Annotated in this window: 18 protein-coding genes and 4 tRNA genes; 7 read left to right on the top strand and 15 right to left on the bottom strand. The window is 71.0% G+C overall.

The window, feature by feature from the left end:
• Positions 1 to 31: 31 nt before the first annotated feature.
• Positions 32 to 2986 (top strand): endo-1,4-beta-xylanase, encoded by a 2955-nt coding sequence (locus AB0K21_RS04965; protein WP_364147912.1) that lies wholly within the window; start codon positions 32 to 34, stop codon positions 2984 to 2986.
• A gap of 143 nt (positions 2987 to 3129) precedes the next feature.
• Positions 3130 to 4761 carry a glycoside hydrolase family 43 protein gene (locus tag AB0K21_RS04960; RefSeq protein WP_364147909.1) on the top strand — a complete coding sequence of 544 codons (1632 nt, stop codon included), beginning with the start codon at positions 3130 to 3132 and terminating at the stop codon, positions 4759 to 4761.
• Between the two features lie 90 nt (positions 4762 to 4851).
• On the opposite strand, the gene AB0K21_RS04955 is transcribed toward AB0K21_RS04960, so the two are convergent.
• Together AB0K21_RS04955 and AB0K21_RS04950 are read right to left on the bottom strand one after the other, a co-directional pair.
• On the bottom strand, positions 4852 to 5475 hold the full coding sequence (locus AB0K21_RS04955; protein WP_364147906.1) for a DUF4142 domain-containing protein: 624 nt from the start codon (positions 5473 to 5475) through the stop codon (positions 4852 to 4854).
• Between the two features lie 284 nt (positions 5476 to 5759).
• On the bottom strand, positions 5760 to 6734 hold the full coding sequence (locus AB0K21_RS04950; RefSeq protein WP_364148375.1) for an aldo/keto reductase: 975 nt from the start codon (positions 6732 to 6734) through the stop codon (positions 5760 to 5762).
• Positions 6735 to 7027: 293 nt separating this feature from the next.
• Here AB0K21_RS04950 and AB0K21_RS04945 point away from each other — a divergent pair, with 293 nt between their 5' ends.
• Positions 7028 to 7597, top strand: coding sequence for a MepB family protein (locus AB0K21_RS04945; protein ID WP_364147903.1), 570 nt, complete (start codon positions 7028 to 7030; stop codon positions 7595 to 7597).
• Positions 7598 to 8297: 700 nt separating this feature from the next.
• Complete coding sequence (locus AB0K21_RS04940; RefSeq protein ID WP_364147901.1) at positions 8298 to 9728, top strand: class I SAM-dependent methyltransferase; 1431 nt, start codon at positions 8298 to 8300, stop codon at positions 9726 to 9728.
• A gap of 120 nt (positions 9729 to 9848) precedes the next feature.
• Here the strand turns inward: AB0K21_RS04940 and AB0K21_RS04935 are convergent, their stop codons facing one another.
• The 4 genes from AB0K21_RS04935 to AB0K21_RS04920 all read right to left on the bottom strand — a co-directional run bounded on the left by AB0K21_RS04935 (position 9849) and on the right by AB0K21_RS04920 (position 15293).
• A complete protein-coding gene (locus tag AB0K21_RS04935; RefSeq protein ID WP_364147898.1) occupies positions 9849 to 10493 on the bottom strand; it encodes a DUF4232 domain-containing protein in 645 nt (214 codons plus the stop codon).
• 153 nt (positions 10494 to 10646) lie between these two features.
• The gene (locus AB0K21_RS04930) at positions 10647 to 12563 is read right to left on the bottom strand and encodes a S9 family peptidase (protein ID WP_364147895.1); all 1917 of its coding nucleotides are present in this window, start codon (positions 12561 to 12563) and stop codon (positions 10647 to 10649) included.
• A gap of 304 nt (positions 12564 to 12867) precedes the next feature.
• Positions 12868 to 14154, bottom strand: a complete 1287-nt coding sequence (locus AB0K21_RS04925) for a hypothetical protein (RefSeq protein ID WP_343967817.1) — start codon at positions 14152 to 14154, stop codon at positions 12868 to 12870.
• Positions 14155 to 14255: 101 nt separating this feature from the next.
• Positions 14256 to 15293 carry an alcohol dehydrogenase catalytic domain-containing protein gene (locus AB0K21_RS04920; RefSeq protein ID WP_364147892.1) on the bottom strand — a complete coding sequence of 346 codons (1038 nt, stop codon included), beginning with the start codon at positions 15291 to 15293 and terminating at the stop codon, positions 14256 to 14258.
• Between the two features lie 254 nt (positions 15294 to 15547).
• On the opposite strand from AB0K21_RS04920, the gene AB0K21_RS04915 reads away from it, so the two are divergent.
• Positions 15548 to 16984, top strand: a complete 1437-nt coding sequence (locus tag AB0K21_RS04915) for a glutamate--cysteine ligase (RefSeq protein WP_343967812.1) — start codon at positions 15548 to 15550, stop codon at positions 16982 to 16984.
• Between the two features lie 88 nt (positions 16985 to 17072).
• On the top strand, positions 17073 to 18119 hold the full coding sequence (locus tag AB0K21_RS04910) for a hypothetical protein (protein ID WP_364147889.1): 1047 nt from the start codon (positions 17073 to 17075) through the stop codon (positions 18117 to 18119).
• 65 nt (positions 18120 to 18184) lie between these two features.
• Here the strand turns inward: AB0K21_RS04910 and pcp are convergent, their stop codons facing one another.
• From pcp to AB0K21_RS04885, 5 genes are all read right to left on the bottom strand, one after another.
• Positions 18185 to 18811, bottom strand: a complete 627-nt coding sequence (gene pcp, locus AB0K21_RS04905; RefSeq protein WP_364147886.1) for a pyroglutamyl-peptidase I — start codon at positions 18809 to 18811, stop codon at positions 18185 to 18187.
• A complete protein-coding gene (locus tag AB0K21_RS04900) occupies positions 18808 to 19185 on the bottom strand; it encodes a DUF393 domain-containing protein (RefSeq protein WP_343967805.1) in 378 nt (125 codons plus the stop codon). Before AB0K21_RS04900 ends, pcp begins: the two co-directional genes overlap by 4 nt.
• Positions 19186 to 19213: 28 nt before the next feature.
• Positions 19214 to 21067 carry an endonuclease/exonuclease/phosphatase family protein gene (locus AB0K21_RS04895; protein ID WP_364147883.1) on the bottom strand — a complete coding sequence of 618 codons (1854 nt, stop codon included), beginning with the start codon at positions 21065 to 21067 and terminating at the stop codon, positions 19214 to 19216.
• 84 nt (positions 21068 to 21151) lie between these two features.
• Positions 21152 to 22141, bottom strand: coding sequence for a hypothetical protein (locus AB0K21_RS04890; RefSeq protein ID WP_364147880.1), 990 nt, complete (start codon positions 22139 to 22141; stop codon positions 21152 to 21154).
• Between the two features lie 33 nt (positions 22142 to 22174).
• Positions 22175 to 22930 carry a hypothetical protein gene (locus tag AB0K21_RS04885; RefSeq protein WP_364147877.1) on the bottom strand — a complete coding sequence of 252 codons (756 nt, stop codon included), beginning with the start codon at positions 22928 to 22930 and terminating at the stop codon, positions 22175 to 22177.
• A 410-nt stretch (positions 22931 to 23340) separates the two neighbouring features.
• Here AB0K21_RS04885 and AB0K21_RS04880 point away from each other — a divergent pair, with 410 nt between their 5' ends.
• The gene (locus tag AB0K21_RS04880) at positions 23341 to 23922 is read left to right on the top strand and encodes a hypothetical protein (RefSeq protein WP_364147874.1); all 582 of its coding nucleotides are present in this window, start codon (positions 23341 to 23343) and stop codon (positions 23920 to 23922) included.
• Positions 23923 to 24006: 84 nt separating this feature from the next.
• Here the strand turns inward: AB0K21_RS04880 and AB0K21_RS04875 are convergent.
• From AB0K21_RS04875 to AB0K21_RS04860, 4 genes are all read right to left on the bottom strand, one after another.
• Positions 24007 to 24081: transfer RNA gene (locus tag AB0K21_RS04875), tRNA-Val, on the bottom strand.
• Positions 24082 to 24095: 14 nt separating this feature from the next.
• A tRNA-Gly gene (locus tag AB0K21_RS04870) sits at positions 24096 to 24167 on the bottom strand.
• A gap of 73 nt (positions 24168 to 24240) precedes the next feature.
• Positions 24241 to 24311 (bottom strand) — tRNA-Cys (locus AB0K21_RS04865).
• A gap of 27 nt (positions 24312 to 24338) precedes the next feature.
• Positions 24339 to 24410 (bottom strand) — tRNA-Gly (locus tag AB0K21_RS04860).
• Positions 24411 to 24481: the final 71 nt, after the last annotated feature.

Below are 24481 nucleotides of genomic sequence, written 5' to 3'. Positions count from 1 at the left end.
CCCACTCCTACCTGACCGAGGAGCCCAGGAGATGCGCACCCCCCGGCCGCGAACAGCGGTCCTGGCCCTGTTGTCCCTCGCACTGTCGTTCCTGGCAGGCGCGTCGACCGTCCCCGCCGCGCACGCGGCCGCCACCGTCGTCGGCTACGACTTCGAGTCCGGCACGCAGGGCTGGGAACCCCGGGGCTCCGGGGTCTCGGTCACCGCGACCACGGACTCCGCGCACGGCGGAACCCGATCCCTGCTCACCGGCGGCCGCAGCGCGACCTGGCACGGAGCGGCCGTGACCCCGCCCTTCGAGAAGGGCGTCGGCTACCAGGTGACCGCGTGGGCGCGGGCCGCCGCCGGTCAGCCGTCCTCGACGATCGCGCTCACCATGCAGCGCACCCCGGCAGGCGGCACGACGGTCTACGAGCGGATCGCGGCGGCCACCGTCACCGACTCCGAATGGGTCCGGCTGTCCGGCACCTACACCTACGCGACCGACTCGGCCCTGTCGCTGTACGCGGAGAGCTCGGACGAGACCGTCGCCTTCCAGCTCGACGACATCGTGGTCACCGCCGACACCGACCCCACCCAGTCCGGCCTGACCAGCGACTTCGAGACCGGCACCGCGCAGGAGTGGACCGCGCGCGGCGGCGCCACCCTGACCCCGGGAGACGGCTTCGCGCACACCGGGGTCTACGGCCTGGGCGTGACGAACCGGCAGGCCTCCTGGGACGGTCCCGCACGGACCGTCCTCGGCAAGCTGGCCAAGGGATCGAAGTACGAGCTGTCGGTGTGGGTGCGCACCGACAGCGCCCAGAGCCTGGGCCTGTCCGTCGAACGGAGGCTGGACGGCACCCCCGCCTACGAGCGGGTGGCCGCGCCCAGGGCACCGGCCACCGGCGAGTGGACCAGGCTCGCGGGCACCTACACCCTGGCCCACGACGTGGACTTCCTGAGCGTCTACGTCGAGTCGGCCGCGGGGACGGAGCCGTTCGCCATCGACGACTTCCAGCTGTCCTACGTCGAGCCCAAGCCCGTCCAGACCGACATCCCCTCGCTGAAGGACAGAGTGCCGTTCACCGTCGGCGCGGCCTTCTACCGGGGCGCCACCCTGGGCGAACACGCCAAGCTGATCACCAAGCACTACGAGAGCGTCACCCCCGGCAACAGCCTCAAGTGGGACGCCACCGAGCCGGCCGAGGGTACCTTCACCTTCGCCGACGGCGACTACCTGGTCGACTGGGCGACCGCAGAAGGCCTGGAGTTCCGCGGCCACACCCTGGTGTGGCACAGCCAGACCCCCGACTGGGTGTTCGAGGGCGCCACCAAGGAGATCCTGCTCCAGCGGATGGAGAACCACATCCGCGCCGTGATGGGCCGCTACAAGGGCAGGATCGGCACCTGGGACGTGGTCAACGAGGTCATCGACGAGAACCGGCCGGACGGTCTGCGCCGCTCCCCATGGTTCGAGATCGCCGGTCTCGACTACATCAGGACCGCCTTCCGGGTGGCCCGCGAGGTGGACCCGGACGCGACGCTCGTCATCAACGACTACAACACCGAGTTCCCGCGCAAGCGGCAGGCGCTCTACGACCTGGTCAAGAAGCTGCGCGCCGAGGGGGTCCCGATCGACGCGGTCGGCCACCAGTTGCATGTCAACGTCGAGCAGCCGCCCACCTCGTTCATCGAGGACACGATCGAGAAGTTCGCCGGGCTAGGTGTCGAGCAGCAGGTCACCGAGCTGGACGTGAGCGTCTACACCGACTTCGTGACCTCCTACGACACGGTGCCCGCCGAGATCCTGGCCCTGCAGGGCCACCGGTACCGGGAGATCTTCGACGTCTTCCGGCGGCAGGCGGACCACCTGTCGTCGGTGACGATCTGGGGCGTCGCCGACGACGCGACCTGGCTGTCGTCCTTCCCGATCACCCGGACCAACCCGCCGCTGCCGTTCGACGACGAGCTCCAGGCCAAGCCCGCCTACTGGGGCATCGCCGATCCCGGCAGGCTGCCCCCGCTGACCCGGAGCCTGAACGCGCCCGCCGGCACGGTCACGGTGGACGGCAAGCGGGACGACGAGTGGAACCTGCTGCCCGACGCGCCCATCGCCAGGATCGGCGACCTGTCCGCCGGCTGGCAGGCGCGCACCACACCCGCCGGCCTGTACGTGCTGGCCGAGGTCAACGACCCGACCGACAACAGGAACGACACGGTCACCCTCACCGTGGGCGGCACGCCGTACCGGGTCCAGCGAGGTGGCACGCACGCCCACGGTTTCAGGGCGCACACCAGGAAGACCGCCACCGGCTACCGGGTGGAGGCGCTGCTCCCCTCGGGGACGGCCACCGGTGTCAAGGTCGTTGTGGCCGACGCGGGGGGTCAGGAGACCTCCTGGGCGGGTGAGCTGGCTCCCATCCCGGCGATCCGGACGACCCGCGCGCCGAAGAGGACCCCGGTGGTGGACGGCGTCGTGGACGCCGCGTGGCACCAGGCGCCGGAGATCACCACCGGCACCCGGATCCAGGGCACCTCGGGGGCGACCGCCAAGGTGCGGGCGATGTGGAACTCCGGCACCCTCTACGTGCTGGCCCGTGTCACCGACCCCGAGCTCAGCGAGGAGTCGCCCAACGCCTGGGAGCAGGACTCCGTCGAGATCTTCGTGGACCCGCAGAACAACAAGACCAAGGGCTACGACGACGACGACGGCCAGTACCGGATCAGCTTCACCGGCAGGCGGACCGTCGGCGGCACCTTCGACGCCTTCGCGGTCAAGGAGAACCTGACCGGCGCGGTCACCCGCACCCCGGACGGCTACCTGGTGGAGGCGGCGATCAGGCTGCCCACGGTCACCCTGGCCAAGGACGCCCTGCTCGGCTTCGACATCCAGGTCAACGACGCCGTCGGCGCCACCCGCGCGGCCGCCGCGACCTGGAACGACCCGACCGGGCGCGGCTACGTCGACACGTCGAGGTGGGGGGTGCTCCGGCTCGTCAGGTAGCGCCCCGGGCCGCCGGCCCGCACGCCACACGGCGTGCGGGCCCGGTGCCCCCTCTTTCGGGAACGCGGACCTCCGGAAGAGGCCGCCTGCCCCGGCCAGGAGGTCGCGCGGGCGAAGGATCCGCACACGCCAACGGAGGACCCGTGTACGCCAACCCCGTCATCCCCGGTTTCCACCCCGATCCCTCGGTATGCCGGGTGGGCGCGGACCACTACCTCGTCACCTCGTCCTTCGAGTGGTTTCCCGGGGTCCCGATCTTCCACAGCCGGGACCTCGTGCACTGGCGGCAGCTCGGTCACGTGCTGGACCGGCCCTCCCAGCTCGACCTGGACGGCGTACGGCCGTCCGGCGGCATCTACGCTCCCACCCTCCGGTACCACGACGGCGTCTTCTACATGATCACCACGCTGATGGACGAACCGGGCAACTTCCTGGTCACCGCCACCGACCCGGCCGGGCCGTGGAGCGACCCGGTCTGGTTCCCCGACACCCGGGGCTTCGACCCCTCGCTGTTCTTCGACGACGACGGCCGCGCCTGGATGACCGGCACCCGGGAGAAGGCGGCCAGGCGCTATGACGGCGACACCGAGATCTGGCTGCGCGAACTCGACCTCGCCACGCTCAAGCCGGTCGGCGAGGAGCACGTGATCTGGGAACCGGTGCAGCGCGGCGGCATCTGGTCCGAGGGCCCGCACATCTACCGGATCGGAGCCCACTACTACCTGCTGACCTCCGAGGGGGGAACCGCCGAGGACCACGCGGTCATGGTCGCCCGCTCCGAGCGGATCACCGGCCCCTACCGGGGAAACCCGCGCAACCCCGTGCTCACCCACCGCCATCTCGGGCTGCGCCACCCCATCACCAGCGTCGGCCACCCCGACCTGGTCCGGAACGCGGAGGGCGAGTGGTGGTCGGTGCTGCTCGCCACCCGCCCCTACGGCAGCCCCCGTGACGGCCACCCGTCCGGCGGCGGCTCCTTTGACGATCACCTCGCCGGCGGTTCCCCGGACGGCCGGCTCACGACGGCCGCGGTCCGGGCCGCCGGCGGCTACAACCTGGGCCGCGAGACCTTCCTGACCCGGGTGCGCTGGGAGGACGACTGGCCGGTGTTCGACCAGGTCGAACCGCGTATGCCGGCCCCCTCGACGCCGGTCCACCGCTGGCCCGCGGCTCCCGCCTGCGACCACTTCGACGCCGGACGCCTCGCGCCGGTCTGGAATCACCTGCGCACGCCCAGGGAGCCGTACTGGAGTCTGGCCGACAGCCGCCTCACCCTCCGGGCGCTCCCGCAGACCGTGTGCGAGCGGGCCGCGCCCAGCCTGATCGCCCGGCGGCAGCAGCACATCGCCTTCGCGGCCCACACGGTGATGGAGTTCCGTCCGGAGGGGGAGGAACGCGCCGGGCTCGTCCTGCTCCAGAACGACGACTTCCACCTCGCGCTCACCCGCACCGCGCGCGGCCTGGAACTCACCCGAAGGGCCGGGGGCGCGGACACCCTCCTGGCCGGCGCCGACATCCCGCCAGGGCCGCCCGGACCGCCAGGACCGCTCTGGCTCGGCGTGGAGGCGCACGGCCAGGACTACCAGGCCCGGTACGCGCTACGGCCCGGCGAGTGGACCGACCTCGGAGATCCGGTGGACGGCCGGGTCCTGAGCTCCACCGTGGCCGGAGGCTTCACCGGTGCCATGATCGGCCTGTACGCCACCTCCAACGGCCACCCGAGCACCAACACGGCCGCCTTCGACTGGTTCGAGTACCTGCCGCTGCCGTGGTGACCGTCGTTCGGCGGCCACCCGGGTAAGGTCGCGCCCGGCCTCGCGGAATTCGCCGAGTGGGGAGCCGTCCGGAGCGCCGTGCCGCCCGCCTCAGCTCTCCGAGGGGCTGGGGCTCTCCGGCAGGCTCGGGCTCTCCGAGGGGCCGGTGCTCTCCGTGGGGCTTGGGGTGGAGACCCTCTCGGCCTTGAGCAGCAGGTCTATGTGCTCCTGCACGACGGGCTTGGCAACGGTGGCGAGCTTCTTCACCTCGGGGGAGGAGCCGTTCTCGATCTCCTGCTCTATGGCGGCGAGGGTCTCGTGGTGGCTGTGGAGCTCCGCGCTGATCCAGGCCCTGTCGAACTCCGCGCCACTGAGGGCCGACAGCTCGTCGAGCTGCTTGCGCTGCTCGGTGTTGGGCGTGTCAGGGAGTTTGACGCCGAGCTGATCGGACACCCGGCGGACGGCCTTGTCGAGTTTCTTGTGATCCTTGATGAAACGCTTCGCCAGTTTCCGGACGATCTTGGTGGTCTTCTGGTCCTGCTGGCCGGCGGTCTTCTCAAGGGCGGCCTTGCTCGACTCGATCTCGGTCAGGTTGGACTGGTGCGCCTGGACGAGGAAGTCCCTGTCCTGCTGGCTGACGGCCTGAGGGGAGGGGGATGGAGCGGGGGTGGGGGAGACGACGGCACCGGCCGTGCCGCCCATCGCGGCCACGGTGACGGCCACCAGGATGATCATTTTTCGAATCATCGGATCCTCCGTCGATCAATCCACGGTCGGAACTGCTATCTCCTCCTCATATGCGCGTATCTATGGAGATATAGCGCCACAGGCGGTAAATCATGACAAAAGGTCATGCGTATGAGCACGACGGCCGATCAGGCACCCGCCGCACCTCGCCCGTCCCACCCGGTACGGATGCGAACGCCCCGCCAGGACGTCCGGCGGTGGGGCGTCATGCCGCGATGCCGTCCACGTGGGCCACCCGGACCTCGGGGGCCCACGCGGGCGTGCCGGAAAGGTCAGTTCCTGAAGGGCCGGGGGCGGTACGGCTCGGCGAGGAAGGCGAGTTCCTTCTCGCTCAGGGCCAGGTCCACCGCGGCGACCGCGTCGTCCACGTGCCTGTCCTTGGTCGCGCCCACGATCGGCGCCGACAGGCCGGGCTGGTGGAGCAGCCAGGAGAGCGCCACCTGGGCGGGAGGAACCTCGCGCTCCTCGGCCAGCTGGGCGACCCGCTCCAGGATCAGCCGGTTGTTGTCGGCGTCGTCATAGAGGGCGTCGATGCGCGGGTCGCTGCCCGCGCGGGTGGTGGTCTCCTCGGCTCCGGCGCGGGCGAGCAGTCCCCGGGCCAGCGGGCTCCACGGGATCAGGCCCACTCCCTGGTCGAGGCAGAGCGGGTTCATCTCCCGCTCCTCCTCGCGGTAGAGCAGGTTGTAGTGGTTCTGCATCGAGACGAACCTCGTCCAGCCGTGGGTCTCGGCGACGTGCTGGGCCTTGGCGAACTGCCAGGCGTACATGCTGGAGGCGCCGATGTAGCGGGCCTTGCCCGCGCGGACCACGTCGTGCAGGGCCTCCATGGTCTCCTCGATCGGGGTCTCCGGATCCCAGCGGTGGATCTGGTACAGGTCCACGTGGTCGGTGCCCAGCCGGCGCAGCGAGGCGTCGATCGAGGACAGGATGTGCTTGCGCGACAGACCGCGGTCGTTGGCTCCCTTGCCCATCGGCATGCACACCTTGGTGGCCAGCACGTAGTCGTCCCGGTCGGCGAAGATCCTGCTCAGCAGGCGGCCGGTGACCTCCTCGCTGTCGCCGAGCGAGTAGACGTCGGCGGTGTCGAAGAACGTCACCCCCGCCTCGACGGCCCGGCGCACGATCGGCTCGGCGGCGGCCTCGTCGAGCACCCACTCGCCCCACTTGGCGGGATCACCGTAACTCATCATGCCGAGGCAGACCCTCGACACCTTCATGCCGGTGGACCCAAGGCGCACGTACTCCATGTCGAACCTCCAGATCTTCACAACCCTGGGCCCCACCCTACGACCGCCGACTCCGCCCGGTTCGCGCCCCCGCCCGCGCCCGCGGTGCGGTCCCCGCCTCGATCCACCGCCCCAAGAAAATGCCGAGTCTCGTCGTCGCTCCTCACGTACAGTGCGGTCGGCAGGGCGTCCAGGTTGTTCGGCACAAAATGATCTTGGACATCCTGTCCGCGTTCCCGGACACCGTCGGTATTCGAATGTCTCGACGAGAGATATGCCCCCGGTCGAGTCGGCAGTCGTGACAGGGTGAACGAATGGCGACGAACCGCGAGCACTCCCTCCATCTCCACCCCACCGGATTCAAACCGTGGCCGGACACCACTCCGGCCCACAGGGATCTCCTCGCGGCGAAAGCGCTTGTCTACGACCCCTGCGGGTTCACCTGCTCGCAGCCGGTCCCGGAATCCGAGGGGGCCGCGTACGCCGCCCACGCCTTCACCCTTGACGGGCTCGCCATCCGATTCCGCGCAGCCAAGACGACCCCCACCAAGGTCGGCCAGTTCGTCACCGTATGGAAGAGGTCCCCGGGCGGGCCCATCCGGCCTTTCGCCGTAACCGACCCCGTCGACCTCTTCGTCGTCAGCACCCGCGACCATCACCACTTCGGCCAGTTCGTCTTTCCCGTGGACGCGCTCCGCCGACACGGTGTCGTATCAGCGAACGGTTCCGGTGGGAAACGAGCCTTCCGCGTCTACCCGCCCTGGGTGACCACCACCAACCGCCAGGCGGGCACTGCTCAGGCGTGGCAACTGGACCACTTCCTGCACCTGCCCCAGGACCGCCCCGTCGACTCCGCCCGCGCCCAGGAGCTCTACCACCCGTAGGACGGACACCCCAGTCGGGGGACACGACCTCTAATGACTCGTCTTGGTCGACTGCTGCCTTACCGGGGGCCTCATCTCACCTCAGCCCGGCTGTAGAAGTCGTCGCCGGCGGTGGACGAGGCTTCCATCGTCGTGGCGGGTGCGGTAGGCGCCGGGTCCGCCTTCACGGACGGCGCCGCCGCGGCCTGCGCCGTCTGAGGCCGCGTGAACAAGCCCGGCGACTCCGGCGGCCGTCAAACGGTGGCCATCGGATCTACGTGGCGCCCGCGCTGGACCTCGTGGTCGCCGTCAGCGCAGGCCAGTACGACAGGCCCGATCAGCCGACCGCCTCGGTTGTACCCGACGAGGTGATCCTGCCGGGGATCGTGAACTGAGGCGTGCTGACCGCTCCCGCGGGGCGTGTCGTGCCGTCTGGCTGGACACCAAGAAAGTCGCAAGTCCGCTGTCCTAGATTGCGGCCAACGGCCTGCCCGGCAGACGTGAACCGCCCCCCGGCGTGGTCCTGACCATGTTCGGCGGTGAACCGTCCGCCCCTACCTCCCCCTGTCCTCCTAGTTCTTTTGCAATGTGGCGACGTCCTCACCGGTAGTCACGATCCGGGGGTTCCCGCGCCCCCGGTCGGCCCGCCGCCGGACACCGCCACCTCGGGTGAGCAGTTCGCGTGAGCGGTTCGGACACATCCACTGAGAGGTCTTTGAGCATGCACAACGGAAGTGACATCGAGGTCCGCTGGCTGAAGTGGGAAGAGGCCGCCGAGGAGATCCTTGACCTCCGGCGGCGGGTGTTCATGTCCGAGCTGGGGTGGAGTGAGGAGAGGGTGCACCACGACAGCGATCCGGAGGGTCTTCACCTGTGCGCCCTGTCCGGGGGGAAGATCGTGGCCGCCATCTCCGCGTACGTCTACGGTCCCGGAGCGCCGGGGACGGCAGCCCTGGAGTTGCCCGACCTGGACGGGCCGACCGTCGAGATCGGCAAGCGGGTGGCCCTGCAGACCCATCGGGGCCGCCTGATCAGCACGCGGATCGCCAACTCGATGGTGCGGCAGCTCTGCGAGTCGCTCTGCCCGTCCCGGTTCTTCCTCATCGTCCGGCCGAGCCAGTACGACCACCTCCTCGATCGGTACGCGAAGCGGGACTTCGTGGTGCGCGGTGAGGTCGGCTCGGGCGACGACGCGGTCACCGTGATGACCGTGGAGGGCGGAGAGGCCCTGGAGAGGTTCTACCTCAGGCATCGGGAGCTGACCTGGGAGTCGCGGTCCGATGACGAACGGCTGGCGATCCCCTCGCTGGTCCGGTTTCTCGCCGACGAGGGCCGGGGTGACCTGCTGGCGGCGGAGCGCCTCGGCGCGGAGAACTTCTACCTGGACCTGCTGTCCCTACAGGAGGAGGCGCCGCGGCTGAGCGCACAGGGCCGATTGGTACTCGCCGAGCAGCGGCCGCGCCTGGCCTCGACGCCCTTCCCGCCCGCGCCCGCGTCGCTGCTCGACGTCGGCAGCGGGCCCGGGGACTATCTGGCGGCGGTCACCGAGGAGAGCCCGTTCGCCGGCTATCGCGTGTGCGGCGTCGAACCCGCACCCCAGCTGCTCGCCAGGGCCCGCTCGAACTTCCCCGGCCTCACCTTCCACCAGGGCACCGCGTACGCCACCGGTGAGGCGGACGCGTCGCACGACGTGGTCACGGCGAGCTTCCTCTTCGTCCACCTGCGCAGTCCGGATCTGGCCCTGCTCGAAATGCGCCGGGTGCTGCGGCCCGGCGGGCTGCTGTACGTGGTCGACGTCGACGACGCGGCCTTCCGCGGCCCGGACGTGGTCCGCCGCATGCTGGAGACCTACGACCGTGAGTACGCGGCCGACCGTACGATCCTCAACGACCTCCCGGAGCGCGCCGCGGAGTTCGGCTTCCAGCCCGTCCGGAGTTTCTCCACCACGCTCGGCTACGTGGTGGACGCCGAACCGGGGTTCGGTCCCGATGAGATCCGGCTCGGCAGGGAGGAGGCGTGGAGCCTGCTCTCCTTCGTGAGGTCGCAGCGCGGTATCGAGGAGAGCTTCCTGGAGGCGCGCGACCACTACTTCGGCGTGGAATGTGAGATCGGGGTGGACATCAAAACCCAGGTCTACCGGAGACGCCCCTAGACGTACCGGCGACCGTCTCGACACGCCGCCGGTCCGCTCCGGCCGAGGGCACGGCGGCCGGAGCGAGGCAGGGTCCGGGAAACAGGCCCCGGTTCCGTTTCCCGGACCCGGTCCGAGGAGCTACAGGCGCGCCCCGGAGGCCATCGGGGTCACGTCCAGGCGGCCGTCGTCGCAGACGGTCGCCTTGAACGGAATCTCCAGGTGCGCGACCTCGTCCGGCGGGATGATCATCAGCCGTGCGGAGGCCGGGCAGGAGCGGCTCCCGCCGGGCACCTCGCTCCAGTGCAGCCTGGCGTGCGCGCTCGCTCCGGGGCGCAGGGTGATCCGCCGGGGCTGGACGCTCTCCCTGCGCGTCCTGGTGCGCATCGCGTCGCCGCTGCCGTCGATCATGATCAGGCCGACGAAGCCGTACACCCAGCAGGCCCTGGCGGAGGTGTTGGTGAACACCAGCGGCGCGTACCGCTGTCCCGCTCCGGCGTCCACCCTGCCGACGCGCGCGGCGAGCGCCTCGGTGCGGCAGCGTCCGGCGGCGGTGCCGCTGTCCGCCACCCGCAGGCCCGCGGCCTGGACGGCGACGGCGGGGCGCGCGGGGGCGGAGCCCGGAGACGAGGAGGCGGTGGCTGGGGAGAGACTCGCGGGAGCGCCGCCGGAAGCCGGGGCGGCGCCCCGGTCGCGGGTGACGGGCGGGGCGCACGCGGTCGTGGCCGCCAGCACGGCCAGTGCCGAGGCGGCGGCGAGCAGTCCGGCGCCGATGGATCGTTTCATGGTCCGTTGGACGCGCACCGCGCCTGCTTTGTTGCCGTACCGGGCATTCGATGCGGGAGGCCGAGTGAGTGTTCTCTGCTCCGGCGTTCGGGGTGCAGGGGGAAACGGCACGGCGGAGCCCCCCGGCGTCTCACCGCCGGGGAGTGCGTCCGGTCAGGACAGGTGGCGAGACCACCATTCCAATACCGCCTCGAAGCGCTGCAGGCGGTGTTTCGGGCGCCCGCCGCGGCTGAGCTCGTGTCCCTCGCCGGGGAAGAGCAGGAACTCCGCGGGGGTGCCGTTGCGGCGCAGCGCGACGAACATCCGCTGTGCCTGCTCGACCGGGCAGCGGATGTCCTCCTCGGAGTGGACCACGGCGAACGGCAACGTGATCCGATCGGCGCGGTAGAGCGGGCTCATCGCGCGCTGCGCCTCGATGTCGGGACCGCAGTACGCCTCGGCGAAGAACCAGCCGATGTCGGAGGAGCCGGTGAAGGAGTCCCAGGCGTTGACCGCGCGCTCGCTCCAGGCGGCCCTGAACCGGTCCCCGTGCCGGGTGGCCAGCCAGCTCGTCATGAAACCGCCGTAGGAGCCGCCCATCACGCCCACCCGCCCGGCGTCGCACTCGGGCCGCTCCAGCGCGGCGTCGAGCAGGGCCAGCACGTCGTCGGCGTCCACGGTGCCCAGCGCGCCGATCACCGACCGGCCGTGCGCCTGTCCGTATCCGGAGGAGCCGCGCGGGTTCGGCAGGACCACCGCGTATCCGGCGCCCGTGTAGACCTGGGTCTCGTCCAGGAAGGCCCACCCGTGCTGGTGGAACGGGCCGCCGTGCACGTTCAGCAGGACGGGATGCGGGCCTTCGCCCTCGGGCAGGGCCAGCCAGCCGTGGACCGGGTAGCCGTCGGCGGAGACGGCGGTGATCTCCAGCAGCGGGCTGATCCCGGCGAGGGTGCCGGAGAAGTCGGTCAGCGGCCCGTCAGGGGTGACCACCTCGCCGGGGCTCGCGGGGGTGGACACCACCGCGACCACCTGCTCGCCGCAGGAGGTGAAGAACTTGACGCTCGCCCGCTCGCCCAGGATCGGGACGAGCTTCTCCAGTGGCGTGTCGAGGGCGCCGGAGGGGACCAGCCGCAGCTCGACCGCGCCGCGTACCCGCACCGCGACCAGGACGCCGTCCCGCAGCGGTACGGGAGGCAGTGGTTCGCAGTCCACCGACTCCTCCTCGGTCAGCCGGGTCCCGGCCGCCGTCTCAGCCGCCGTCTCGGCCGCTGCCTCGCCGGTGATCCGCAGTGGTGCGCGGTAGAGGCCCACGTTGTGGGCCACCGCGTCGAGTCCGGAGAACTCCGTGCCGAGGTAGAGCACCTCCCCGCCGGGCAGGGCGACGGGATGCTCGGCGGAGCCGTCGCTGCGCACCGCGAGGACCGGGGCGCCGCCGCCGGCCGGGACGGCGTAAACGTCCGTGTGCAGGCTCTCACCGTCGAGGTCGCGGGGGGCCGAGACCAGCACATGCTCGCCGTCCGGTGTCCAGCAGGGGGAGTCGACGTCGTAGGGCCCCTCGGTCAGCCGTACCGGCACCGGGATGTCCGCGAGGGCGTTGACCACGAACAGGCTCTGCCGCCGGTCGAAGGTGAAGCCGATTCCCTCGGTCCGGTAGTGGAGCCCGGTGATCCGGCGCGGTGCCTCGGCCTCGGCGCTCACGCCCTTCTCGGTGCCGTACCGGCCCGGTTCGGCGACCCGGGCGACGAACGCGATCCGGCGCGAGTCCGGTGCCCAGACCGGGACGCCCGCGCCCAGCGGCAGGTCGGTGACCGGCCGGCCCTCACCTCCGCCGGTGGGCATCACGTGCAGTTGCGGGCTGCCGTCGCCGGCGCGCAGGAAGGCGACCCAGGCGCCGTCGGGGGAGATGCGCGGCGCGCTGTCGCGGTCGCCGAAGGTGAACCGGACGGGCGGGCCGTCCTGCGGCACCCGCCACAGGCTCCCGGAGTAGGCGTCGGTCTCCAGATCGGGCCGGGCCACGTCGACGAGAAGGAGATCGCCGTGGCGGGTGACACTGCCGGGCACGTTGAGCAAGGCGAGATCTTCTGGACGCATGGTCAACGACGCTATCACCGTTTTGATCATTTATATGAGCGTTCAAAGCTCTGCGGCTGCCCCGTTCTGGCTGGTCGTCGCGCTGTGCCCTGTTCTTCGGAGAGGAGGATTCTTTATCAGGACTCATTGCGTGAAAGGACAGGCCGGTCGTTGATGGGGGTGCCGCTTTTGCCGGAGAACCCGGTTCCAGCCGGCCGGCGACGGGTGGGACGGGCCATCGGCTGGTGCTCCTCCCGGTCCGTCGCCATCGGCGGGTCATGAGCACGGAGCCCGCCGGGCTCCGTGCTCATCACCCGCCGATCCCCTACCGTGCTCTCAACCGGTGGAAGGCGAAGCCGGCGCCGCCGCTGAAGCGGGCCAGGCGCACCTCGGGCTCCTCACGCGCGGGCTCGGCGCCGGGGTCGATCACGGCCTCGTAGGCGTGGCGCTCTCCCTCGCGGGGCGGGACCGGGACGCATCGGGCACGCGGGTTGACCGCCTGGACCACCGCGTCCAGGGCGCGGTCGCCGTCGCCGCCGAGCTCGGCCAACCAGGTGAGCGGATCGGTCTCCCGGAAGATCGGCGAGTCGGTGAAGCCGAACCTCACCCGGAGCGGTCCGGTGACCTCGACCTCCAGGCCGACGTAGGAGCCCGGCTGGAAGGTCGGATGCAGTTGCAGCACCCTGCCGATGGCGGCGGCGTCGTCGCCGGGGACGTTCATGGCCGCGCGGACTCTGCCCGAGGTGAGGCCGGCCAGTCCGACGAGCACCCGGGACCCCGCGCTACGGGCGGCCGGCTCGCCGTAGTGGTCGCTCATGCTGAGCAGGTAGCCGCGGAAGAGCAGGTGGCTCTGAATCGCCACCTCCTCCAGCACGGCCTGCAGTGCCGCGTGCGAGAGGTCCTCCAGCTGGAAGTCGGTGTCGAAGGGGCCGTCGTAGCCGTCCAGCCCGCCGGGCTCGGCGGAGATCCTGCCCGAGGTGATCGGCAGCCGGGCGAGCAGCGACTCCGCCACCGAGGCCTGGTTGGGGTGCGGCGCGAGGGGCTCGGCGGCGTCGGAGATCTCGACGCGCCAGCGGCAGTGCGGCGTCCGGCCGGGTGGCACGCGGGGCGGGCGGTGCACGGGCAGGAACCTAGCGCGGGGGTTGGTGGCCGACCCCGTCGCGTCGAAGGTGGGGTCCTCGATGGTGTGGCACATGCCGCGGACCCAGTCCTCGCCCATCGGCTCGACGTCGAGCAGCGCGCCGCAGTGGGCCAGTTCGAACTCACCGTGCCGCTCGTCGATCAGCCGCAGCCGGAAGTCCATGAACTGCGGCGGCGCCCCGATGTCGAGCTGGAGATTCTTCAGGATGGCCGAGACGGTGTCACCCCGGAAACCCAGGGCCTCCTGCATCCTGACCGAGTAGATCGGGCTGGCGGCCGCCCACTCCTCGATGGCGACCCGCTCGGCCTCCTGCCTGCCGCCGAGCTCCAGGACCATCGGGACGCCGACGCGGTCCTGCAGGTGGCCGTGGAGCAGCCATTCTCTGCCGAGGACGGCGAGCGCCCCGCGAGAGAGGCGTTCCAGCCGGAAGCCGGGATCGAAGGGGCCTGAGTAGTCGGGCAGCACTGTCACGTTGTGTCCTTCGCCGAGCCGGGACCCTCAAACTAGACACGTGTCCAGGTCTTGGTCAACGAAAAACTGAAACGCGTTCTCTTTTGGTCTGGGGTCCGCCGTCAGCGCAGGGACGGAATGATCATTGTGACGCCGGGGACGGATCCGATCGAGGCGAGCGCGCCTCCCACCTCCTGGAGGCCGATGGAGCGGGTGACCAGTGCGTCCGGGCGGAGGGTGCCGTCGGCGACGGCCGCCAGCATCGCCGGATAGGCGCGCGCGGCCATGCCGTGGCTACCGAGAAGTTCGAGTTCGTAGCCGATCACCCGGCCCATCGGAACCGCGGTGAGCCCCGGCAGCAGACCGACCTGGACGTGGCGTCCCCGGCGGCGCAGGCTCTCGATCGACGCCGCGCACGTCCCCGGGCTGCCGAGCGCGTCGATGGAGACGTGGGCGCCCCCCGAGGTGAGCTCCACGACCCGCGCGGGGACGTCGGCCTCGGCCGAGGTGGCACTGACACAGGCGGTGGCGCCGAACGCCCCGGCCATCTCCAGGGCGCCCGCGGAGACGTCCACGGCGATCACCCTGGCCCCGGCCGCGGCCGCGATCATGATGGCGGACAGGCCCACACCGCCGCAGCCGTGCACGGCCACCCACTCGCCAGGCCGCACCCGGCCCACGGCGTTCACGGCCCGGTAGGCGGTGGCGAAGCGGCAGCCCAGGCTCGCGGCGGTGCCGAAGCTCATCTCCTCGGGGAGCCGCACCAGGTTCACGTCCGCGTGATCGATCGCCACGTACTCGGCGAAGGAGCCCCAGTGGGTGAACCCAGGCTGGGTCTGGCGCTCGCAGACCTGCTGCTCACCGGCCGCGCACGCCGCGCAGGAACCGCAGGCGCAGACGAACGGGACGGTCACCCGGTCGCCGGGCCGCCACGAGGCGACGCCCGCGCCCACCGACTCGACCACCCCGGCGAGCTCGTGCCCCGGCACGTGGGGCAGGACCCGGATGTCCGGGTCGTGCCCCTGCCAGCCGTGCCAGTCGCTCCGGCAGAGCCCGGTGGCCTCCACCCGGATCACCGCTCCACCGGGCGGGGGTTCGGGGGAGGGCACCTCCCGAACCTCAAGCTCGGTTCCAAAGTCGTCGAAGACCACCGCTCGCACCCGCCCACACTCCCTTCCGGCTGTCGGCCGCCGCTTTTCGGCCCCACTCGAACCTGAACACTACTCAATCCGGTCCCGGACACCGTTCCCTTCCCGGTGCCCGCGAGGCATCGTGGGAAGCCAGGGGAGACGCACAACGGGCCCCGGACGTGCCGCGTGCCCTCGTCCGCGGAGGGCTGTGACGAAAGCCCTGATTAGAAGGCGCAAGCTGGGAGAGAGGAGGGAGCACGAGGACCAACTGATCGGACGGTGTGATGGGGCAGAAAGTCGACAAGGACCGTTACTCCGAGGCGGAGTTCCTCCGCTTCGGGGAGAGATTGGCGGAGCAGCTCGGCGCTCTCCGCGAGGTACTCGCACGGCCCGGTTTCGGGGACGGTCCCGTGACGATCGGGGCTGAGCTGGAGATGTTCCTCGTAACGCCTGAGGGCCGCCCGCTGCCCCGCAACCAGGAGGTGCGGGCGGTCGCCGCCGACGACCGGCTCACGCTGGAGCTGGGCAGGTTCAACCTGGAGGCCAACCTGACCCCGCTGCCGATCGCCGGGCGGCCGTTCACCGCCATGATGCGCGAGATGCGGGAGATCATGGCCGTGGTGGACACGGCGGCCGAGACGCAGGGCGGGCAGGTCGTGATGATCGGGATCCTGCCCTCACTGAGCGAGTTCGACTTCACCCACGAGGCGTTGAGCGGTGAGGGGCGCTACCGAGCGCTGGCCAGGGGCATGCGGCGGCTGCGCACGGAGCCCTTCCGGGTACGCATCGAGGGGGTCGAGCTGCTGGAGCTGGAGGTCGAGGGGGTGATCCTGGAAAGCGCCAACACCTCCTGGCAGGTCCATCTCCGCACGCCTCCCGCCGACTTCGCCCGCGTCTACAACGCCGCCCAGCTGGCCATCGGCCCGGTCCTCGCGGTCAGTGGCAACTCACCCGCCTTCCTGGGCAGGCAGCTCTGGGAGGAGACGAGGATCGCGCTGTTCGAGGAGGCCGCCGACGACCGGGACGTCGAGCGGCTCGACCGCAGGGACCGGCGGGTGGGGTTCGGCTCCGGCTGGGCGCGAAGTGCCCAGGAACTGTTCGAGACATGCGTCCGGGACTACGAACCGGTGCTGCCGATGAGCTCGGTGCCGGAGGAGGTGCCCGCGGGCGGCGTCCCGAAACTGGCCGAGCTCCGGCTTCACCAGGGCACCGTGTGGCAGTGGAACCGGCCGGTCTACGACCCGGTCGGCGGCGGCCACCTTCGGGTGGAGATGCGCGCCCTGCCCGCCGGGCCGAGCGCGGCGGACATGGCGGCCAACAGCGCGTTCCTGCTCGGGCTGACCGCGGCCTTGGCCCTCCATCCGGTGGAGGAGTTCCCCTTCGCCGGGGCCTACCGCAACTTCTACCGAGGCGCGATCCACGGCCTGGACGCGCCGCTGAGCTGGCCCGGCCTGCGCGAGGAGGTCCCGGCCTGGCGGCTCGCCCTGGACCTGCTGCCGGTCGCCGAGGCCGGTCTCGGCAGGATGGGCGTGGAGCCGGCCGAGATCCGGTGGGCGCTGGACATCGTGCGGGAACGCGTCACGCGCCGCCGTACCGGTGCGATCTGGCAACGGAAGGCGCTGGCGGGAATGGGGGGCGACCAGGCGGCACGGGCGCGCCTGGTGAGCCGGTACCGGGAACTGTCACAGACCGGGGAGCCCGTCCACACCTGGCCCTTCTAGCTACAAAAGGGATTTGAGTAGAGGCATACTCATGAACTCCGTATCTTGATCCGCCGATCCTGGCGAGACCGGACGAGGAGACCCCCACATGAGTCAGATGAAGGCCGCGCCGGCGGAGCCGTTCGGGTTGAAACGGGACGCCGGCGGCCTCGCGGCCGGGATCAAGGTCCTGGAGCAGGAACTCCAACGGGTCTCCCTCGACACCGTGCTGGCCAAGGCCAATCGCGTCGCGGTCAGGAAGGGGTCGACCGGTGCCGGGGCGTTCGCCAAGATGACCCCCAAACCCGTCGACTGGTACTGCTTCGACGCGGACGACAACGTCGCCAGGGAGTGGTATCCCCAGGGCCTGACCTCCGCCTCCGACGCCGGGATCGCCGGGGGCACGTTCGTGGTGAGCTGGTATCACTCGCCGACCTCGGGGGCCGAGCGGGGCGTGCGCCTGAGCTTCCTGAACACCGCGACGCTCCGGTACCGGCACGTCCTGCTGGTGCGGGTCGCCGCCGACGGGAACATCACGCCGATCAACATCCACGCCGGCGGCGTCGCCTGGTACGGCGGCCTGCTGTACGTCGTCGACACCACACGGGGCCTGCGGGTGTTCGACACCCGGCAGATCTTCGAGGTCAACGGGGACGGCGCGGCCACGATCGGCAGGAAGAGCGGCAGGTACGAGGCGTTCGGCTACCGGTACGTGATGCCGCAGACCGACGCCTGGACCACCACCAGTGGCTCGGTGCGCTTCTCCTACACCGCCGTCGACCGCAGCACCACCCCGCACACCCTGATCTGTGGCGAGTACGTCGACACGGCGGGCACGGTCGGACGGGTGGCCCGCTGGTCGCTGACCGCGCAGGAGACGCTGAACGCCCCCGCCGGCGGCGTCGTCCAGGCCGTGGACGCCCACGCGCTCCCCGTGAGCAAGGTCCAGGGCGCGCTCTCCTACAACGGCACCTGGTACCTCAGCCAGACCGCGGGCGCCGCGGGGAACGGCACCCTGGTCCTGGTCGGCGACACGGTGCGCAGACGGCCCTACCCGGTGGGGCCCGAGGACCTCACCTGCGTCCGCGACAAGAAGACGCTGTGGAGCGTGACCGAGTTCGTGGGCCGCCGGGTGGTGTACGGCGTGCCGCTCTGACCGGCGGGCCGCCTTTCCCGGGAACGGGGACGCGGGAGCGGGTGGCCCCGGCGCGGGGCGCCCGGTCAGTGCAGGGAGCCACCGACCAGGCGGAGATCACCGCCGAGCGAGACGGAGACGGCGGTGGTCACGATCGCGGTGAGCGCCTGGGCGGACATCGGGACGGGCATGGAGGGCCTGGCCTCGCCGAGGACCTGATCGGGGCTGTACGGCAGGTGCACGAAACCTCCGCGGACCCCCGGCCGCTCGGTGGCGATCAGGTGCATCAGGCCGTAGAAGAGGTGGTTGCACAGGAACGTGCCGGCGCTCTGCGAGACGCTCGCGGGCACCCCGACCGCCCGCGCCGCCGCCACGCACGCCTTCACCGGCAGCGTGGCGAAGTAGGCGGCAGGGCCGCCGCGTACCACCGGCTCGTCGATCGGCTGCCACCCGGCGCTGTCGGGGACGCACGCGTCGTCGAGATTGACGGCCACTCGCTCCACGGTCACGTCCGGCCGCCCCCCGGCCTGCCCGACGCACACGACCACCGCCGGGTCGTGCTCGGCCACCGCCGCGCGCAGTCGCTCGAGCATCTCGCCGAACCGGCAGGGGAGCAGTGCGGTCCGCACCCCGGGCACCAGGGCGATCGCCTCCCACGACGAGTTGCCACCGCCGTCGAGCGGCTCGAACCCGGTGAGCAGTACGCCCTTCATCGGCGGTCCTGAGGCAGGGCGCAGGCGGGGGTGCCGCCGGGCAGGCGGTGCCGGTTGCCGGCGATCAGGCGGTAGAGGCCCTGAGCAGCCCAGCGCAACGGCGGGACCCGCAGCGCGAACCCCAGCGGGCTCCACGGGAGACCGGCGGCGATCAGCAGCCTGGCCACCGCCTGCGCCCCGCCGTACACCCCGCCGCCCTGGACCCAGAGCACCTCGCGCTCGGCCCGCTCGCGTGTCACGCCCAGCGCCGGAAGGTCGGCGAACTGCCAGGGGACGACCAGGGCGCGAACCCCGATGCGGCGCTCGGCGAACCTGACGCTCGTCGTGCAGAAACCGCAGTCGCCGTCGAAGATCAGTACAGGTCGTCCTGTCATGCACCCGACACTACCCAGCGGAACCCGATCAAGGCCCGGCGACCAGGGTGACCGCGATCGGGCGGTGGTCGGAGTGTGGGACATCGGGGTTGGCCTGGTCCTTTCCGGTGAAACCCGGGGTGACGAGCACATGGTCGATCTGCTCGACGACGTGTCCTCGGGACGGAACGGTGTTGAACGGCCTGGCCGGGGCGAGGGGGTCGGTCAGGCCCGCGCCGGTCAGCACCTCCCAGGCCCGCTCCCCGGGCTGAAGGTTGAGGTCGCCGGCCACGATCACCGGGGCGCCGTTCCTGGAGGCCTCCCTGACGATCCCGCCGAGCTGCTCGACCTGGTCGAGCTCGCGCCAGCCCGGCGGAGGCTGCAGGTGGGTGCCGATCACGGTGATGTCCCCGCCCTGCCAGCGCAGCCCGACCTCCAGCGCCTGCGCGCCGGTCGGTCCGCCCTGGACCAGCACGTGGTTCCTTATCGAGGTGATCGGCAGCGTGGTGAGCAGGGCGTCGCCCCACACCTCGTCGGTCGCCGGGGCCCAGATGTAGTGCATGCCCAGCCGCTCGGCGATCAGCCGCACCCCGTCGTGGCCGCCGTTGAGCAGCCAGCCCCGGTCGGCCTCGCTCAGCACCACCACGTGCGGCCGCAACTCCCTGAGCGCGTCGGCCTGCTGCTCCAGGGAGAGCCTGCCGGACTCGCCGTACCCCATCCTGATGTTGTAGGCCGCGATCCGCAGCCCGTCACGCGGTGCCTCCCAGCGGGGCCGCTCCCCCTGCCAGAGGGGAACGGCCGCCACCAGCACGACCGCGGCCACGGCGGCCGCCGCGAACCGCCGGTCGTAGGAGCGGCGCGGCAGACCCGTGCTGCCGACCAGACCCAGGACCGCGACGACGAGCGCCGCGCCGATCGGCACCCACTGGTTGGAAAGGTAGAGGTCGTAGGCGGCGTAGTAACCGAAGACGAACACGACGAACAGCAACATGCCTGCCGCCGCGGCCAGGCCGCGCCGCGCCGCCCTGTCCGGGCCGAAGGCCGCCGCGGCGTGCGCCAGACAGGCACCGAGCGCGAGCTGGCCGATGATCTGCGCGGCGATCGTCCAGCTGGGCGCCACACCGTGGACGCCGCCCACGGTGGCCCTGCCCAGGGTGAACGCCACCGCCGAGGCGACCAGGGCGACGGCGGGCGGGAGCGGGCGGCGCAGCACCGGCAGCGCGGCGGGCGCCGCCGACACCACCGCGAACGCCGCCACGATCACGGCGGCGGCCTGCTGGGCGGAGACGGTCGCCGCCTGGGCGTGCGCGGTGTTGCCCGTGTAGAGACCCCAGAGCAGCAGGGCGGGGCCGATGGCCAGCCAGGCGCGGGGGGCACCGGAGTACTCCTCGTCCGAGGGGTCCGCCCGGATCAGGAACAGGCCGAAGAGCCCGAGTTCCACAGCCAGCAGCGCCCATGGGATCGCTCCAGGCCGCCACATCAGGTCGATGCCGTCCAGCGCCGCGTGGATCACCGTGGAGGCCGCCAGGCCGGCGATCACCCCGGCCATCACGGGCCGGGCGTCCCGGCCGCCCATCGCGGTCGCCACCAGCCAGACCAGGCCGGCCAGCAGGCCGAGGCTGGCCACGTACAGCTGCGGGTCCCCGCCCCCGGTCAGCTGGAGTGCCAGCCGAGCCAGGAGCAGCAGGCATCCGGCACCGAGGGCGATCAGCCGCGGCTGGACGAGTCTGGCCAGCGGGACGGTCAGGAAGGCCAGGACGAACCAGGAGAGGGCGTACAGGCCCATCATCTCCGCGGGAGTGCTTCCCGCCCGGCCGAAGAGTGTGATCAGCGAGGGCAGGAAGACCCGCAACACGTCGACCAGCACGACCACGCCGAGGGTTGTGTCCAGGCGGATCCGCATGCTACCTCCAAAGAACGCGAGCTATCCTCGCCTTCTTTGTGACGCATGACAAGGTGCGGTCCGTCCAGGGAGGGAAATCCGTCTTCAGAGCGCCGGAGGTTCCTGCCCGGAGCCCCCGGAGTTCGGGGGGCGGACGGGCCCGCTCGGAGAGGACGAGGGGCCGGCGGCCCCGTCGGCAGCCTCGTCGGCGGACCTGTCGAGGTGGCGGAAGGCCTCGTGCGCCGAACGGACACTGTCGCGCAGCGCCTGTTCCAGGTGGCCGGCGTCCTCGGTCAGCTTCCCTATCTCCGGTACGGCGAAGGCGTCCGCGCCCGACTCCGCCAGGAGTTCCTCATAGCGGGGAAGCCGTGAGCGGAGTATCTCGATCTGCTCGTGGGCGCGTAGCGCCCGCTCGGCGTCGGACACGTGGCCCGCGTAGCGTTCCAGTGCCTCCACCCGCGCGAGCACGGCGGCCTCGCTGGCGGCCAGGGCACGCTCCAGCGGTGCCATGGCCGCGGCCACCTCCGGCGTGCTGCCGCCGTACCCGAACTCGTGGTGCTCGTCGCGCAGTGCGGAGAGCTTGGTCAGCAGCTGGGCGATCTCCCATTCCTGTGAGGGGAGCATCACCGCGTTGCGCACGTCGTCGAGCATGCCCATGGCGTTGACCCGGGAGCGCAGGATGAAGTCGATCGCCCGCTGGGCCCGTTCGAGCAGCCGGCCGGCGTTGTGGTCGAAGTCCTCGGCGGGCAGCAGGTAGCGGCCCTCGTACCAGCGGGCCTCGCGGTACAGGTCGTGTTCGGTCGACTCCGGCTCCAGCGGCTCGCGGGTGGTGAGGAAACCGACGAGGACCACGAGGGCGAGCAGGGCGAGCACGAAGAAGAACAGCTGTCCGGCGTCCGCGAGGAGGAGCAGGCAGGCCAGCAGGAGCGCCGAGACCGCCCCTCCGGACCACAGGAAACGGACGGGCAGCCGCGAGGCGGGCTCGGCAGGCTCGGGACTCCAACCGGCGCGGATGCGCGCCAACAGGGACGCGTGCTGGCGAAAGAGATCGGCGGTCCGGGCGGGAACTTCGGGATCGACCACCACTCGCCGCACAGGCTCGCCCCTCCATCCGGTCGGATTCTCACATCATCGGTCGAGATAGCGGAACGCCTCGTGTGCCGAGCGTACGCTCTCGCGGAGCGCCCGCCGGAGCATGTCGGCGTCATCGCTGAGATGCCCGATCTCCGGTGCGGAGAACCTGGCCGCGCCCGTCTCGGCGACGAGCTGCTCGTACTCGGGCAGGTGAGCTAGCAGGGCCTCGATCTGTCCCTGGGAGAGCAGGGCGCGCTCGGCCTCGGACACGTGGCCCGCGTATCGTTCCAGTGCCTCCACCCGCGCGAGCACGGCGGCCTCGCTGGCGGCCAGGGCACGCTCCAGCGGTGCCATGGCCGCGGCCACCTCGGGACTCCTGCCGCCCCTGGCGAGATGGCGGTGCCTGGCCCGCAGCGCGGAGAGCTTGGTCAGCAGCCGGGCGATCTCCCACTCCTCGGCGGGGAGCATCACCGAGTTGCGCACGCTGTCGAGCATGCCCATGGCGTTGACCCGGGAGCACACGATGAAGTCGATCGCCCGCTGGACCCGGCCGAGCAGGTTCCTGGCGTCGTGGTCGAAGTCCTCCAGGATCAGGAAGCGCCCCTGCCACTGCAGGGAGTGCCGGTACAGGACCCGCTCGACGGAGTCGGCGGGTGAGGGTTTCCTGGCGATGTAGATCACCGTGAGGATGAGGAGGTAGAAACCGATCAGCGTGGTGAGCACGGCCGCGAACGCCGGGAGCGGGACGCCGCCGAGTGCCAGTCCGGCCGCCGCGACCGCGGCCGAGCCGCCGAAGAGCCCGATGAGCACTCCCGGAACCCGGGGTTCGTCGTTCCCCCTTGGGACACGTCCGGTGCGAAGGCGGTAGAGCAGGGGCCCGTTATGACGAAGGAGTTCGGCGATGTCCCTCGGCACCTCAGGATCGACCACCACGCGCTGCACAGGCTCGCCCCCTTTGCCACGTTTCAAAAGCATAGCGATTAACGGTGTTTCAGGTCATGCGTCCTCCCATGGTGCCTCTTTTGGTGCCTCTTTGCCCGCCGGTGATGCGGGCCAAAAAGGTGATCGTGACAATTGTTCCGGACCCGAGGCCGCGTCAGGCGGGGTTCGCCGGGGAAGTCCGGAGGCGAGCGGGCAGGTAGGGCCTTTCCGGGGCGCTCTGGCGGACCTCGCGAGGCCGGGGTTGTCGGATGAGGACCGGGTGCGACAAAGTGGTCAAAATGAAGGAACGACTCCTTTCCGTCGCGGTCCTCGGGCTGGTCGTGTCCGGGTGCGGCTCCGAGGCGTCACTCGGACAGGGTGTGCTGGAGCAGGCGCGGCGGCAGGGAGCGGCTCCGGAGCTGATCTACGCACTGGATCTGCCGGGGTACCGGCTGGCCGAGCAGTCGGCCGGGGTGATCGGGAACGACGGGTTCGGAGCCTTCTACTTCTCCGGTGGCGCGCGCGTTCAGCTGAGGGTCGACCGTGGCACGTTCAGCGACGCCCTGTGCGCGGACACGCCGCTGATGGACGCGGAACCGCCGTCGGCGCCGGTGAGGTGCGAGCGTGACGAGGTGGGCTGGTACCGATCGGGCGGGGGCCGCCATGAGTACACGGCGGTCCGAGCCGATCACTTCATCCGGTTGAACGGCCGCGTCGACGAGGTCGACCGGGCCGCGCTGAAGGCGGCCGTGGCCGGAGCGCGGCACGCGGTCCCGGACGGTTCCGCTACGCCCTCACCGACGCCCGGTCCGGTGGAGCGCGGCGATCTGCCGACCAGCGGCGACGGTGCGCCGAACAACGAGGTGGGACCCGGCGGCTGATCCGCGGAGCCGCTTCTGTCGCTCCGCGCGGGCGGCACGGCGCCGGGAAACAGAAAATCCCAGGCCGAGGGCCTGGGATTTCTCTGGTGGACGATACAGGGATTGAACCTGTGACCTCTTCCGTGTCAGGGAAGCGCTCTCCCGCTGAGCTAATCGTCCTCGGGCACCACCAGAGCGGAAGACGGGATTCGAACCCGCGACCCTCACCTTGGCAAGGTGATGCTCTACCACTGAGCCACTTCCGCATTTCGCTTCGGGTTTCCCCTCGGCGCTCGCACCACCCTACCGGATCCCGGGGGGTCCGAAGGTCGTGCGCTGAGGTGGAGACGGGATTTGAACCCGTGTAGACGGCTTTGCAGGCCGTTGCCTCGCCTCTCGGCCACTCCACCAGCCAGATCCCTGAAAGGACCTGCCGGAGCGGAAGACGGGATTCGAACCCGCGACCCTCACCTTGGCAAGGTGATGCTCTACCACTGAGCCACTTCCGCGTGCTCCCCGGAGACGACTCCGGGGCACGTGAAAACTCTAGCGCCTCCGCAGGGCGGATGCGCGCAAGGCT

This window comes from Streptosporangium sp. NPDC049248, from assembly GCF_040678965.1.
Classification (GTDB): Bacteria; Actinomycetota; Actinomycetes; order Streptosporangiales; family Streptosporangiaceae; genus Streptosporangium; species Streptosporangium fukuiense.
Note: the sequence above shows the minus strand (reverse complement) of the source record. Positions and strands in the feature narration are given on the sequence as shown.

Bases quoted from the DNA above. Each gene is read 5' to 3' on its own strand.
- AB0K21_RS04965 (WP_364147912.1), top strand. From the start codon at position 32: ATGCGCACCCCCCGGCCGCGAACAGCGGTCCTGGCCCTGTTGTCCCTC.
- AB0K21_RS04955 (WP_364147906.1), bottom strand. From the start codon at position 5,475: ATGATCATCCTGGTGGCCGTCACCGTGGCCGCGATGGGCGGCACGGCC.
- AB0K21_RS04950 (WP_364148375.1), bottom strand. From the start codon at position 6,734: ATGGAGTACGTGCGCCTTGGGTCCACCGGCATGAAGGTGTCGAGGGTC.
- AB0K21_RS04945 (WP_364147903.1), top strand. From the start codon at position 7,028: ATGGCGACGAACCGCGAGCACTCCCTCCATCTCCACCCCACCGGATTC.
- AB0K21_RS04940 (WP_364147901.1), top strand. From the start codon at position 8,298: ATGCACAACGGAAGTGACATCGAGGTCCGCTGGCTGAAGTGGGAAGAG.
- AB0K21_RS04935 (WP_364147898.1), bottom strand. From the start codon at position 10,493: ATGAAACGATCCATCGGCGCCGGACTGCTCGCCGCCGCCTCGGCACTG.
- AB0K21_RS04930 (WP_364147895.1), bottom strand. From the start codon at position 12,563: ATGCGTCCAGAAGATCTCGCCTTGCTCAACGTGCCCGGCAGTGTCACC.
- AB0K21_RS04915 (WP_343967812.1), top strand. From the start codon at position 15,548: ATGGGGCAGAAAGTCGACAAGGACCGTTACTCCGAGGCGGAGTTCCTC.
- AB0K21_RS04910 (WP_364147889.1), top strand. From the start codon at position 17,073: ATGAGTCAGATGAAGGCCGCGCCGGCGGAGCCGTTCGGGTTGAAACGG.
- pcp (WP_364147886.1), bottom strand. From the start codon at position 18,811: ATGAAGGGCGTACTGCTCACCGGGTTCGAGCCGCTCGACGGCGGTGGC.
- AB0K21_RS04900 (WP_343967805.1), bottom strand. From the start codon at position 19,185: ATGACAGGACGACCTGTACTGATCTTCGACGGCGACTGCGGTTTCTGC.
- AB0K21_RS04895 (WP_364147883.1), bottom strand. From the start codon at position 21,067: ATGCGGATCCGCCTGGACACAACCCTCGGCGTGGTCGTGCTGGTCGAC.
- AB0K21_RS04880 (WP_364147874.1), top strand. From the start codon at position 23,341: ATGAAGGAACGACTCCTTTCCGTCGCGGTCCTCGGGCTGGTCGTGTCC.